This is a genomic window from Oecophyllibacter saccharovorans, from assembly GCF_006542375.1.
In the GTDB taxonomy this organism is placed as follows: Bacteria; Pseudomonadota; Alphaproteobacteria; order Acetobacterales; family Acetobacteraceae; genus Oecophyllibacter; species Oecophyllibacter saccharovorans.
Window position 1 is genome coordinate 1,270,801 of sequence record NZ_CP038143.1, and the last position, 12,810, is coordinate 1,283,610.

A 12,810-nucleotide genomic window follows, 5' to 3' on the forward strand; every position below is an offset into this window, starting at 1 on the left:
CAGTCGGAATTAAATTCATCAGGGAATCCATCAGGGTCAGATCCGTCAGGGGCGGAGAAATATTTTTCCGCCTTCTGCCTTGCCGGGCCGGCGCGGGAGGCGGAAGATGCCTGCCGGAACGCCTGGAGCCTGCGTGGCTTGTGCCCGGCTCTGCCCGTTCCGCCTGTTTCCGACCTTGCGGAGTTGCGCCTGATGTCCCTGATCCCGATCGGCCAGTATCTTATCAACCGTCTCTATGAAGCAGGATTGCGCCGCCTCTACGGCGTGCCGGGGGATTTCAATCTCGAATTCCTGGAGATGCTGGCTGCAGACGGACGAATCGCCTTTATCGGCACCTGCAATGAGCTGAACGGCGGTTACGCCGCTGATGGCGACGGACGCCTGTCGGGTTTCAGCGCCTTGCTGACCACTTACGGGGTAGGGGATCTCTCGGCCCTGCAGGCCATCGCTGGAGCGTATGCCGAGCGGGTGCCCGTCCTGTCGCTGGCAGGTGCGCCGCCGCTTCATGCGATCGAGACGCGGGCGCTGGTGCACCATACGCTCCTCAATGGCGATTACGACAACATGATGCAGGCTCATGTGCCGTTCACCACTGCACAGGCCCGTCTCCTGCCGGATACGGCAGGCGCTGAGATCGACCGGGTGATCACGGCTGTCTGCCAGCGCAGGCTGCCCGGCTATCTCCAGCTGCCTTCAGATGTGGCTTCCGTCATGATCCCTGCGCCTACAGCGCCGCTTAATCTGGCCCCGCCCCCTTCTGATCCCGGCACCCTTGCCATGACGGCCGATCTGCTGGCTGACAAGATCAGCGAAGCGCGCGCGCCGATCCTGCTGGTGGACTGCGTGGTCTCCCGCTTCCAGCTTGAGCAGGAAGTGGCGCATTTCATAGAGAAAACCGGCATTCCCTTTGCGGTCATGCTGGCAGGCAAAGGGACTCTGCCGGAATCATCGCCTGCTTACCGGGGGGTTTATGTCGGGGCCGGTTCAGCGCCGGCGCTTTATGACTATGTGGCGCAGGCTGATTGCGTCATCGGGCTTGGGGTGCGGTTCTCAGACCTGGCCACAGCCTATTTCACCCAGAAGATCCAGTCTGATGCCTGGATCAACCTGGACGCCGATTGCGTGCAGACCGGCTTTGGCCAGCAGGCGCGTGTTCTGAACGGAGCCGGGCTGAAAGCGGTGTTGGCGGCGACATTGGAGCGCCTGGAGGGTCACAAGCCTTTCGCTCTGCCGGAAACCGGTCCTTCCCGACCTGCTGACGTCCCTGCTGCTTCTGAGCCGTCCGGTGAGGCGGGGAAATGGAATGGGTCGGTCTTCTGGAACCGTATCCAGGCCTTTCTGCGCAGCGGAGACGTGATCGCAGCTGAGGCCGGTCTGTCATCCACCGCGCTCAATGCCATGACTTTTCCGGACAGGACCCGTTACGTCATCCAGCCTGCCTGGAGCGCCATCGGCTATACCTGCCCGGCCATCATGGGCATGACCTTCGCACGGACCAAAGCGGTGGCAGCGGAAGGGGGGCGCACGGCACCAACGGAAGATGAAGGCCGTTCCCTGCTGTTCATCGGGGACGGGGCGCTGCAGATGACGGCGCAGGAGATCTCCACCATGCTCCGCCACGACCAGTCTCTGGTGATGTTCGTGATCAACAATCGCGGCTACACGGTCGAGCGCTGCATTCTGGGCGTTCACGCCGCCTATAATGATATCGCCAACTGGGACTATACCGGCCTGCCAGGCGTATTCGGTCCCAAAGCACGGCATCGGTCTTTCTCGGTCAGCAACCAGGTCGAGCTTGAAGAAGCCCTGAAAGCGGCGGAAAACCCGGAAGGGCTGGTGCTGATTGAAGTGCATCTGGGCCCGATGGATGTGCCTGCGAAAATGCTGAAATTCGGCCAGACCTGCAATCATTACGATTATGCCCGCGCTCTTTGAGCTCGTGCCCTTTGAGAAACCCGGGACCGTAAAGCCGCAAAGGAAAGACCTGACATGAGTGACCGCGAGAAAGAGACCCCCTCAGACCCGTCACGTCGGCGCGTTCTGGCAGGCTCGGCGAAAATGGGGGCTGCCACTCTGGGGGCGGCTGCCCTGCTGCATGGCAGGATGGCGGAAGCTGAACCGCAGAATGCCGGCAGCCCCGCCCCGCCGCTCAGCAATCCCATGACCATGTATCCTGCCCCGCCTTTTCCCGCGCAGCCGCAGCCCTGGCCCGGATTGCAGGGCAAAATGCACCCGGTGCCCGATTGCGGGGAGACGACCTATCGCGGCAGCGGGCGCATGGCGGGCCGTCATGCCCTGATCACGGGCGGCGATTCCGGCATCGGTCGCGCTGTGGCCATCGCCTTTGCACGTGAGGGGGCGGATGTCGCGATCAATTACCTGCCGCAGGAGGAAGAGGATGCCCGCCAGGTCAGCGCCCTGATCCGTGCAGCGGGACGCAAGGCCGTGGCGCTGCCTGGAGACCTGCGCGACGAGGGTTTCTGCCGCAAGCTGGTGGACGGGGCGGCCCGTGAGCTGGGCGCGCTGGACTGCCTGGTCAATGCCGCAGGCCGCCAGCATTACTGTGAGAACATTCTCGATCTGACGACTGAAGAATTCGACTGGACGGTCAGGACCAATCTCTATGCCCTGTTCTGGCTGATCAAGGCGGCTGTTCCCCATATGCCGCCAGGCAGCTCGATCGTTACCACCTCTTCGCGCAACGCTTATGACCCGAATGAGATCCTGGTTGATTACGCGATGACCAAGGCCGGCATTTCCAACATGACGCGCAGCCTTGGCAAGCAGCTTCTGCCCAAGGGCATCCGCGTCAATGGCGTGGCGCCCGGACCTTTCTGGACCCCACTTCAGGTCTGCGGCGCGCAGCCGCAGAGCGTGGTGGAAAGATTCGGCGCTGACGTGACCTATCACCGTCCCGGCCAGCCTGCTGAAATCGCGCCTGTTTACGTGACTCTGGCCTCAACGGACAGCAGCTATGTGACAGGGCAGATCTGGGGAATAACGGGCGGCAACGGCCAACCGGGCTGAGGCTGGCCCTCCCCCGGCTTTTCTGGAGTTGTGCGGCTCAGAAGGGCTCAAAGGGCTGGGGCGAGCCCTTGCAGGCAAGCTTGCTGTGGCGGATGCCGTAGAGGAAGTAAATGGCCGCCCCCAGGGCGAGCGCCACGCCGAAGCGGAGCCAGGTCATGAGGTCCATGCCGCTCAGCACGGCCAGGCAGCTCAGGATGCCCAGAAGCGGAATGCACCAAGGCCCGCCCGGCATCCTGAAAGGACGCTCGGCCTGGGGGCGGCGGTAACGCAGGATCAGCACCGCGATGCAGACGACGATGAAGGCAAGCAGCGTGCCCAGCGAAACCATGTTGCCCAGGGCATTGATGGACAGGACAGCCCCGAGCATGGAACTCGTGATGGCTAGGCCGATCAGGGCAGCCCAGGGTGCGCCGTTGCGGGTGGTGCGACTGAAGACGGGCGGGATGAGGCCATCCTCGGCCATCGTCATGATGGAGCGGCTCAGGCCGAAGAGAACGCCGTAAAGAACGGCAAAGAAGCCGATGAGAATGCCCAGTTTGACGATCTGCGCCAGCACCGGCATGTGAATGGCGTTCATGGCCGTGGCCGCAGGGCTTGCGTCATGGGCCAGCTGGTGGAAATTCACGACCCCCACCAGAACTGCTGAGAAGGTGACATAGATGCAGGCACACACGCCGAGGGTGCCGAGAATGCCGATGGGCAGGTTTTTCCGTGGTTCACGCGTGTCGCGAGCGGCTGAGGAGACGATATCGAAACCGAGATAGGCCGCAAAGACGAGTGAGGCGCCGCTGAGAATGCCGCTCCAGCCGAACTGCCCGAACTGGCCGGTATTTTCGGGCAGGTAGGGATGATAATTGCGCAGGTCGACATGCGGCAGGCAGGCGATGATGAAGACAGTCACCATCGCCACTTTCAGCCCCACCAGAAGCGTGTTGACCTTGCTTGATTCCCGCACGCCCCCGAGATGCAGGGCTGTCATGGCGAAGATTGCGATGATGGCGGGGAGATTGATGAAAGCCCGCGCGTGGCTGCCATCAGGCATCGTGACGAGCGTGCCGGTCGAGGCGACGATGCGCGGATCGAGAACGATGCCCCATTCCGCCAGCAGGGAGGTCAGGTAACTGCTCCAGCTGCCCGCCACCAGGGAAAGGGTGACGAGATAGGCAATGAAAAGACACCAGCCGATTCCCCAGGCAATGCCTTCGCCCAGCCCGGCATAAGCATAGGAGTAGGCGGAGCCGGCCGCATTGGGGAACATGCTGGCAAGCTCGGCATAGGAAAGAGCTACGAAGGCGCTGGCCAGGGCGGCGAACAGGAAGCTGAGCGCCACGGCAGGGCCTGCATACTGCCCGGCGGCAATGCCGGTGATGGCGAAAAGACCTGCCCCCAGAGAAGTGCCAACACCCAGGGCGATGAGCTGCCAGGGGCCCAGGACGCGCTTTGCGCTGCTGCCAGGCGCAGAAGGAGTGGAAGGTTTGAGGCGCCAGATGGATGACAGCATAGAGGCTCCCTGAGAGGGCTGGTGGTTCCCTGACCGTCTGCAGTTCGGCCGGCAAGCGGTATCCTGAAAACGATGCGCGCACTGGATGGCGCATTTAATATTGCCTATCAGCAACGAAAGACGCAACAGGAGGTGTCTTTCAGCTGCAGAAAATGATCGAAAATTACCACGATGTGCTGGTTCGGATAATTTCTGAAAGGATTTTCAAGAGAAGCCCCGAAGGTCCGCTGAAAGCCACTGAAATAAATCCGTTCCGGAAACAGTCTGGGTGTCAGCGCGCGCTTCGGGTATAAGCAGGGTTGGAAATCTGACCCGGCCTGAGACAAGTGCAAAAGTTTCAGAGCAAACAAGGGAACCTAACGCCATGGTCTATCATCTCCTGCTTGCGAACGGGGCCAGAAAGCTGGCGCAATCTGTCGTGGGAGGGGCGGCCCGTTCCCTGCTGCAGGATGCCGGCCTGCAGCAGGGATCCGACTGGGTGCGCCATGCCCTGCAGAGCCGCGCTGCACGCAAGGAAGCACTGGGAGAGCTGTACCACCGGATTTCTGCCGTGCGGGAAGCTTACAGCCAGCCGCCCGCCGTTCTGCCTGAAGACCGCCCTGCAGAGGAAAATCTGCGCGCCCGACGGGAATTCGTGGATTTCATCTTCCGCCTGCGCCAGGTCGGCGGCCGCAAGTTCAAGGCCCCCTGCCAGAAGCTGCTGACGCTGTATGAAGATCTCCTCATGCTTGAGGACCAGAAAGGCCCATCATCTGGATCTGGATCCGGGCAGCGGGAGCAGGAGTTGCGGCGTGAAATCGCGGCCAGCGCACAGGAAATCGGCGATCTGATCAAAAAAAGCCTCGGTCTTTAAATTCGGTCTTTAAAAACGCTTTCACTGCAACAGATCGCGGGTGTTTCTGGACGGTCTCAGAGCGGCCTCAACAGAATAATTCATTCATGTTAGGGAAGGCAGGTCGTCAACTGGAACGCGCAAGGGGCGGGCTGCTGTCCTTGAGGGTTCCATTTTGTGGAGTGCCGGCCCATGAGGTCTGTCTTCCGCCGCCGTCCGTTTCCACTGGGCACTGTCCTGGCCTTTGCCGGATTTACGGCATTCTCCGTAAGCGACATGTTCTCCAAGCTGCTTGCAGGGCGCCTTGGCCCTTACGAAGTCGCTTTTTCCGGCGGCGTGTTCGGGCTGCTGCTGCTGCCGGTCGTCAAGACCAGGGAAGGAAGCTGGCGCGATCTTTTCCCGCGGCACCATTGGGGCATATGGCTGCTGCGGGCCCTTTCTGTTTTTCTGACCACAGCGCTCAGTGTCGAGGCCTTCATGCTCCTGCCCATGGCGGAAGCGATGGCGTTGATGTTCCTATGCCCTTTCGTGACAAATGTGCTGTCGGTTCTTGTTCTGCACCAGCCGGTGCGCAGGTCGTCCTGGCTTGCCACGCTGATCGGCTTCATCGGGGTGCTGATCGTGCTGCGCCCGGGCATGCGCACGATCGGCGTGGGCGAGCTCTGCGCGCTAGGCGTGACGGTGGTGCTGGCGGTGAACGTAATCTCCTTCAAGATGGGGGAAGGGCGGGAAAAACCGCTGACCGTCTACAGCGCTACCCTGGCGGGGCCCCTGGTCGGTAACGGCCTGCTCATGTTGCCGAGCTTCCAGTGGCCGACAGGCTTGCCCGTCTGGGGAGACCTTTTCGGTTACGGCTTTCTGATGGCTGGTGGGCAGCTCTGTCTCATGCAGGCTTCCGCGCGCATTCCCTCCAGCCGCGTGGCGCTGATGCAGTACAGCCAGATGTTATGGACTGTCCTGTTCAGCCTGCTGATCTTCCACGACCATCTGGATCACTGGACGATTCTGGGCATAGCCATCATCCTGCTGTCAGGCGGGGTGGAAGGCGCGCCCCGCCGCCCCAATCCCAACCCCAATCCGCTGCTGGAGAATGCGGTGGCGGCCAATGCAGCCATGCAGGGCGTGCCTCTCCCCGGAACGGAACACGATCCGGTTCTCTAAACCCGCCTGCCCTAAACAATCCCACTGCCGGGAGGCAGGGAGCATTTACGCCGCGGCGGGTCTGGGGCATAGCTGGAGAATCGGTATATGCAGCGCGCTTTCGTCTGATCCGGTTGTGCACGGCCTCCAGAAAGCGGCTGCCAGTGACAGAAAAGGAAGACAGATCATGCCCAAGGCCCTGACCCCGAGTGAACTTCAGGAAGGCCGGCGCGACATTGCCGAGCGGCTGAGCCAGGTCAGCCAGACTGAAGCGCGTGAGTTCATGCTCCCGGTCCGTGCGGTGGCTTATTTCTTCCCCAAGCTGACTGAAGAGGAACAGCGCGCCCCCGTCTGGCCCGGTGCGACGCTGCCCAACGGCCAGGGTCATGTCGCCGCTTTCCCCCCTCTGGACTGGCAGGCGCTCAGAACCTGGCTGGAAACCCATGGCGCAGGCTTCAAGGTCGAGCCGAATGTCGAGGGCGACTATCCGGATGCCCAGGTCATCTTCGTCAGAAACTGACCTTGGTGCGCGCTGCGGGACTTGAACCCGCACGCCCTTGCGGACTCGAGATTTTAAGTCTCGTGCGTCTACCATTCCGCCAAGCGCGCAATTGGTTCCGTGCTTTCCCGAGCGGGAGGCAGAGACCGCTGGGAGCATAATTGATTTGCGGGATTTGGTTAAGGCCATTCCTGGTCGTTTGCAGCTGAACGGTGAGGATCGCGCGCCCATCTGCATTAACCACAACGCAGAGCTTACAGGGTGGCCAGCAGAGCGGCGCCGTGTGTTTTGAGCCATTTCTCGGCCTGTTTCCGCGCCTCAGGCCCGCCCGGCAGCAGCTGATCGACGAGGTCCCAGAAGGCCTTGCCATGGTTGAAGTGGTGCAGATGCGCCAGTTCGTGGAGAATGACGTAATCCTGAATGGCAGGCGGGGCGAAGACCAGGCGCCAGCTCAGCATGATCCGGCCCTGACGGGTGCAGCTGCCCCAGCGGCTGCGCACGTCACGCAGCACGATCGTGGAAGGGGTGAAACCGTGGCGCCCGGCATGGTGGCGCACCCGCGCCGGCAATGTTCTGGCTGCCCGCTCCTTGAGCCAGTCGCGCAGCCTGCGCTCCAGATGTTCCGGCGCCCCGCTGACGCAGACCCGGTCTTCTTCCAGCCACACGCCCCGGCGCGCCTGCGGGCAGGAAACAACAAGCCTGTCCTTGCCGTCCACGGGAAGGCGCTTTCCTTCTCCTGCGGGCGGGGGCAGACCGGCCAGGGCAGTCAGCACCCATTCGGTCTGCGTCTGCAGAAAGGTCAGGCCCTGCTGGCGCGTCGCCCCTTGCGGCAGGGTGATCACCACGCCCCGGCGTGTCGGGTCAACGCGCAGTGACAGGCGGCGTGCGCGTCGGGAGTGGTTCCAGAAGACAGGCAGGCTTTGCATGACCGTTCAGTTCCTTGCGAGGCGCCAGGGAAGAGGCAACAGGGAAAAAGCGGGGTCTGAGATCAGGCGCGCTGTTATTTCACCTTTTCGGTTCTGTTATTTCCAGTTCTGCCGGTTCCGGTGCTGGCGTTTTCGGCTCTGGCGTGCCCGGGCTTGCCGTGCCGAGTGACACGCGGCAGCTGTCGGGGCATGCGCGGTTGGGGCCACTCTCCAGGCCAGGCGGCCTCATGGTCTTCCAGCGCGCCGGCGGAACGTTCGTTCAGGCAGCGGTCCTGCACCGAGGCGCCGGAGCTGTGCACGGTTTCGCGCGTGCCGCTGACCAGCGGGTGCCAGTCCGGCAGGTCATAACCGTCGCGCAGCAGGCGATAGGCGCAGCTTGGAGGCAACCAGTCGAGATCGGGCAGCATTTCAGGTGTCAGGCTGATGCAGTCGGAAACGCGCCGCTGCCTGCGGTCGTAATCACGGCACAGGCAGCTATGGGTGTCGAGCAGGCGGCATGAGACATCGGTCCAGATGATGGCTCCGCTCTCCTCGTCGCGCAGTTTGTGCAGACAGCACCGTCCGCAGCCATCGCAGAGGGATTCCCAGAGCGCGCGCGGCATTTCGTCAAGGGACAGGGTTTTCCAGAAGGGGGGGGAAGTCATGAAGGCTCAAGGATCCTGAAGACCTGAAAGTGACGTGCGGGGAGGGACAGGCGACGCTTCAGCCAGCCAGCCAGTGGCGCTCTCAGTGCGCGACTTTCTGGGCTCGCCAGGTCTGAAAGCGTTCTTCTAGCGCCTGGCCATGCGTGGCCCAGAAAGTATCATCCAGGAGCAGTGACGTGCTGGGGCGTGACGTGGGCAGTGGCGGCAGGCCGGGCGTGCGTTCATGCAGCAGGGTGGTGACCCGGTTGGTCTGAAGCGTGTCAAGCGTGGCAGGCAGGGTCCAGACCTGGGGCGAATAAAGAACGTGGTCAGGGTTGGTGACGAAGGCTTTCTGGCCGGCAGGCAGCAGGGCAGTCGGCGCCAGCCCCATGAGCACTTCCCGGCGCTCCAGGAAACGGCGGGCTTCCAGGGGTGTCTGCCACCAGACGATATAGGGCCGCAGCTGGTCGAGGCGCCAGAAAGCGCGGTCCACTCCAGCAGGGGTGGCAAGAAGGCGGTACACATTGCCTGGCGTCACGCCGTCAGCCAGCAGGGCGATCTCCAGCGTGCCGCGCGCGGTGGCAGGCAGGCTGCGCTGGCCTGGCAGGCGGACGACATCCCACAGCGCGCTCCAATCAGGCGCGTGGTGCAGGCGGCCGCTGTCCCAGACCAGTGTGACAGGCAGAACGCCTGCCGTCAGCCCGCAGTTCCCCTTGCTGTCGAGGGGTTGCAGCCAGCTGTGGACGCAACCCAGCTGGGCCTGCAGCGTATTGGTCAGGACTGCCTGCCAGCGGGGCGGGAAATGAGTGGTGGTGCTTTCCAGAGTGGGCTCAAGCGTGTTCCAGCTCTCCAGGCGCACGGTCTGTGGTTGGGACTGTGGCTGGCCTGTGAGCGGCGGCAGGGTGAGGAGCTCGCTGTTCCGCCACTTCCGGCGCAGGCGGGACTCAGGAAAAGTAACCGTGCCCTCACCAGGCGGCAGCAGGCCCTCAGGGACGGCGAGGGTGACCGGCCCCTGAGGCGCGGCCCAGGCGGCGTTGATCAGCGATCCGTTATTTCCAAGGCCGAAGAAAGCGGTGCAGAGCCCCATGACAGGGGCGAGCTGCCGGGCAACCTGGAGCACGGAAAACAGGGGGGAACGACAGGAGGAGCGGGATTTCACCTGTGTGTCCATCCCGTTCCGGGCTTTTGGGGCGGGCTGCTTCGAAGACGCTGAAAGGAGACAGGCAGCCGCAGGGAAGTGGAAAGCATGTCTGTCAGGGTCATGTCCGTTCTCATGCAGCGGGGCCAGGAGCCGGGAAGAAAGATGACGTCTTGCACCGGGGCGGGGTTTCACAGCGTTTCCTCAGCAGCGGAGGGGCAAAGTGTGCCAGTCTGCCGGGAGCGGGGCAACCCTGCTGCGCCTCTCTTTGCCCGGCTTTGGCTCTCTATGTCTGCCAACCCTTTTACCCCTTTTACGGTTTTCAGCTGTTGGGACAGTTTGGGTGAGGCGAGAGCCGGATTTTGGGAAAAGCGTTCGGCCGGCAGCGGAAGGGCTGGACAGATTTGCGGTCCTGGTTCCATCCTGTACAAGGAATTGCCTTCATCCGAAAGACGCCGGGCCTGAAAGAACCGCCGCAGATCGACTCGATCTGAAGCCGGGGTGGCTGAGCCGAGGCAGAGGCTGTTGGAAACGTTTTGATAAAGGCTGACAAAGGAAGGACGGGACAGACATGAGTAAAGATTTTGGCAAGGACCTGAAGGAAGACGTGAAAGCCCAGGCTGAAGCCCTGCGCAAGCAGGTTCGCGAGTTCCAGGAGCGTCACCCCCATGAATGCCCGATCGAGGTTGCGGTCGATGACATGACCCATCATGCCCGCAAGGCGCTTCAGAAGGTGGAGCATTCCCAAGAGGTCGAGCGCGCCAAGCGGAGCATCAGCGCGCGCCCGTTCGTCAGCGTGCTGGTCTCCCTCCTGGTGGGGTTCATCGCAGGTCGTCTGACCAAGAGCTGAACCCTCACTGCGGCGCTCTGGGCCCGTAATCCGGGTGAGGGGCTCCCTGGTAGAAACTGCAGCCGGAAAGCGGTCTGAAAGAGTTCTTCTTTCAGGCCGTTTTTTTGATCGTTTTCTCTTGGTTAATATCTCGTTTTTGTTGTGGTGCTGTGTCAGCCAAGGCGCAGCCAGGCGCTCCCCCGTTGCGGGCAGGTTGTCGGACAGGTTATCTGTAACTGTTTCCTTCACGTCCTCTTTCAGTTTGCAAAAGGGTCCGAGACGTCATGACCAACCTCATTGAACTCGCTCAGGAAGCCTGCGTCGCGCAGGGCCAGGTGCTTACCCTAGCGGCTCGGCGGCATGGGGTGCGGCTTGCCCTGCTCATTGCAGCGGCCCTGTTCCTGTTCTTTGCGATTCTTTCCCTCCATGGGGTGTTCTGGGCGTTTTTTCTGGTTGTCTGCCACATGGGGCCGCTCTGGGCTGCGCTGAGTGTCCTGGGGCTTGATGTGCTGATCGCCCTGATCCTGGGCCTTCTGGCCCTGCGGACGCGGCGGCCCACGGTGCTGGAGGAAAAATCCGTCGTGACCCGTAACCAGTGCGTGCAGGAGCTGAAACAATCCTTTGCGGTCACGACACTCATTGCGCTGATCTGTGGTCCGTTGGGGCGCTTTATCGGTCACCGGGCCCTGGGCGTGCTGCAGGGCTTTTTCAAGCACGGCAAGCGGAAATGAGGAACGTGCTGCAGCACGCTTGCAGAACTTCACAAATCCTGTACTGACGGTCTCAGATAACCGTGATCCGATACCGACATGAGCCGCTGCGATGGTGGTTCACCTGGTTGTGCAGTCTGAAGATGCTGGTCAGGTCACGGCAGATCCGCTACTGAATCTGCAACCGCTCCTAGTGTGAGGGGCTGGAAAGGACAGCGTGCAGCGCAGGCCCGGCAGGAATTCAAGCCAGGCCACCGTGCAGGCAAGGACGACGAGGAACAGAGTGAGCGTAATACCAGCATCGGCACAGGCACTGCGAAGATGTGCCGCAATCCCGGCCGGATTTGCTGTCGTTCTGCGGGAGGCGCTCAGTCCGGGCAAAAGTGCCCAAGCCCGCACAGGCCGGAGGCCGGGGGGCGGCAGACGCCATGTTTCTCAGGGAGTTGCCTGATGAAGCACGTCACCATGCTGGCGGAAGTCAATCTTTTTGGCATCTACGTCGCACCGTTTTCCATTTATGCGCTGGTGGCTGTCTTCGTGACGCTGGTGGTACGCTTCCTGCTCTGGCGTTTCGGGGCGCTCGCCTGGTTCTGGCACGTTCCCTTGTTCGAGGTCGGGCTGTATGTGTGTATCCTCTGCCTGCTGGTGCTCTATGTCTGAGGAGAGGAAAGCGTGAACTGGATTGCACGCCTGATCCGACCGATCCTGACGGGACTTGTTCTCTGTATCGCCATCGGTCTTGGCTATGTGGTCTGGGGGGTCTATGTGCTTGATCCCTGGACCCGCGACGGGCGTGTGCGCGTCTATGTCGTGATTGCCGCGCCGGAAGTCTCCGGCACGGTCGTGGCTGTGCCGGTGGTGGACAACCAGTTCGTCCACAAGGGCGATCCGCTTTACACCCTCGATCCGCTGCGCTTCCAGCTGGCTATTGACGAGGCGCGCGCCAAGGTTGCGGGCACGACCGATGAATACGAGCTCGCCGTGGCCAATGCCAAGCGCCGTCGTGGCCTGCACGGCGTGGTGTCGCGCGAGGAAGTGGATGACTATGATTCCAACGTAGTCAACAAGCGCGCCCTGATGGATACCGCCAAGGCCGAGCTGGATACCGCCCTGCTGAACCTGCAGCGTTCGACGGTCTATTCCTCGGTTGACGGCTACGTGACCGACCTCAACCTGCGCGTGGGCGATTATGCGACGGCGGGCCATCCTTATATTTCTGTCGTGGATGCCTCGAGCTTCTGGATGAATGCCTATTTCGAGGAAACGAAGCTCCTGGGCGTCAAGGTCGGCGACAAGGCGCGCATCAAGCTGATGGGGTATCCTGAGATCCTGCAGGGCCACGTGGTCAGTATTGGACGCGGCATCAACGACAATAACGGCGTCTGGGACCGTCTGGGCCTGCCGGATGTCAGCCCGATCTTCACCTGGGTGCGGCTGGCGCAGCGAATTCCGGTGCGCGTCGAGTTCGACAATGTGCCGCCGGAAGTCCTGCTTTCTTCAGGCATGACCGCAAGTGTGGCGGTCGGGCCGATCCAGAAGGGCGGCAACGGTATCCTGACCACCTGGCTGCAGACCCATCTCTGAC

General features: G+C 62.1%; 12 protein-coding genes, 1 tRNA gene and 1 pseudogene. 9 read left to right on the forward strand and 5 right to left on the reverse strand.

From position 1 onward, the window contains the following. The first annotated feature begins 192 nt into the window (after positions 1-192). On the forward strand, positions 193-1,935 hold the full coding sequence (locus E3E11_RS05475) for an alpha-keto acid decarboxylase family protein (RefSeq protein ID WP_141451512.1): 1,743 nt from the start codon (positions 193-195) through the stop codon (positions 1,933-1,935). 54 nt (positions 1,936-1,989) lie between these two features. Next, positions 1,990-3,027 (forward strand): SDR family oxidoreductase, encoded by a 1,038-nt coding sequence (locus E3E11_RS05480; protein ID WP_141451513.1) that lies wholly within the window; start codon positions 1,990-1,992, stop codon positions 3,025-3,027. 37 nt (positions 3,028-3,064) lie between these two features. Here the strand turns inward: E3E11_RS05480 and E3E11_RS05485 are convergent, their stop codons facing one another. After that, positions 3,065-4,528: an APC family permease gene (locus E3E11_RS05485; RefSeq protein ID WP_141451514.1), complete on the reverse strand. Its 1,464-nt coding sequence runs from the start codon at positions 4,526-4,528 to the stop codon at positions 3,065-3,067. A gap of 364 nt (positions 4,529-4,892) precedes the next feature. On the opposite strand from E3E11_RS05485, the gene E3E11_RS05490 reads away from it, so the two are divergent. From E3E11_RS05490 to E3E11_RS05500, 3 genes are all read left to right on the forward strand, one after another. After that, complete coding sequence (locus E3E11_RS05490) at positions 4,893-5,381, forward strand: hypothetical protein (protein WP_141451515.1); 489 nt, start codon at positions 4,893-4,895, stop codon at positions 5,379-5,381. 171 nt (positions 5,382-5,552) lie between these two features. Beyond that, positions 5,553-6,521 carry a DMT family transporter gene (locus E3E11_RS05495; protein WP_141451516.1) on the forward strand — a complete coding sequence of 323 codons (969 nt, stop codon included), beginning with the start codon at positions 5,553-5,555 and terminating at the stop codon, positions 6,519-6,521. A gap of 166 nt (positions 6,522-6,687) precedes the next feature. Continuing rightward, positions 6,688-7,020: a hypothetical protein gene (locus E3E11_RS05500; protein WP_141451517.1), complete on the forward strand. Its 333-nt coding sequence runs from the start codon at positions 6,688-6,690 to the stop codon at positions 7,018-7,020. 3 nt (positions 7,021-7,023) lie between these two features. On the opposite strand, the gene E3E11_RS05505 is transcribed toward E3E11_RS05500, so the two are convergent. The 4 genes and pseudogenes from E3E11_RS05505 to E3E11_RS05520 form a co-directional block, all read right to left on the reverse strand. Then, positions 7,024-7,109 (reverse strand) — tRNA-Leu (locus E3E11_RS05505). Between the two features lie 144 nt (positions 7,110-7,253). Continuing rightward, entirely contained in the window at positions 7,254-7,925 is a 672-nt protein-coding gene (locus E3E11_RS05510; RefSeq protein ID WP_141451518.1) for a M48 family metallopeptidase, read from the reverse strand. A 173-nt stretch (positions 7,926-8,098) separates the two neighbouring features. Continuing rightward, positions 8,099-8,569, reverse strand: a pseudogene (locus tag E3E11_RS05515) (YcgN family cysteine cluster protein); the annotation flags it as partial. Positions 8,570-8,651: 82 nt separating this feature from the next. After that, positions 8,652-9,719, reverse strand: coding sequence for an extracellular solute-binding protein (locus E3E11_RS05520; protein ID WP_141451520.1), 1,068 nt, complete (start codon positions 9,717-9,719; stop codon positions 8,652-8,654). Positions 9,720-10,257: 538 nt separating this feature from the next. Here E3E11_RS05520 and E3E11_RS05525 point away from each other — a divergent pair. The 4 genes from E3E11_RS05525 (at position 10,258) to E3E11_RS05540 (ending at position 12,809) form a co-directional block, all read left to right on the forward strand. Continuing rightward, positions 10,258-10,536: a hypothetical protein gene (locus tag E3E11_RS05525; RefSeq protein ID WP_141451521.1), complete on the forward strand. Its 279-nt coding sequence runs from the start codon at positions 10,258-10,260 to the stop codon at positions 10,534-10,536. A gap of 263 nt (positions 10,537-10,799) precedes the next feature. Next, positions 10,800-11,246, forward strand: coding sequence for a hypothetical protein (locus E3E11_RS05530; protein ID WP_141451522.1), 447 nt, complete (start codon positions 10,800-10,802; stop codon positions 11,244-11,246). A 444-nt stretch (positions 11,247-11,690) separates the two neighbouring features. Further along, the gene (locus tag E3E11_RS05535; RefSeq protein WP_141452169.1) at positions 11,691-11,885 is read left to right on the forward strand and encodes a DUF1656 domain-containing protein; all 195 of its coding nucleotides are present in this window, start codon (positions 11,691-11,693) and stop codon (positions 11,883-11,885) included. Positions 11,886-11,897: 12 nt separating this feature from the next. After that, a complete protein-coding gene (locus E3E11_RS05540; protein WP_141451523.1) occupies positions 11,898-12,809 on the forward strand; it encodes an efflux RND transporter periplasmic adaptor subunit in 912 nt (303 codons plus the stop codon). The last annotated feature ends 1 nt before the right edge of the window (position 12,810 follow it).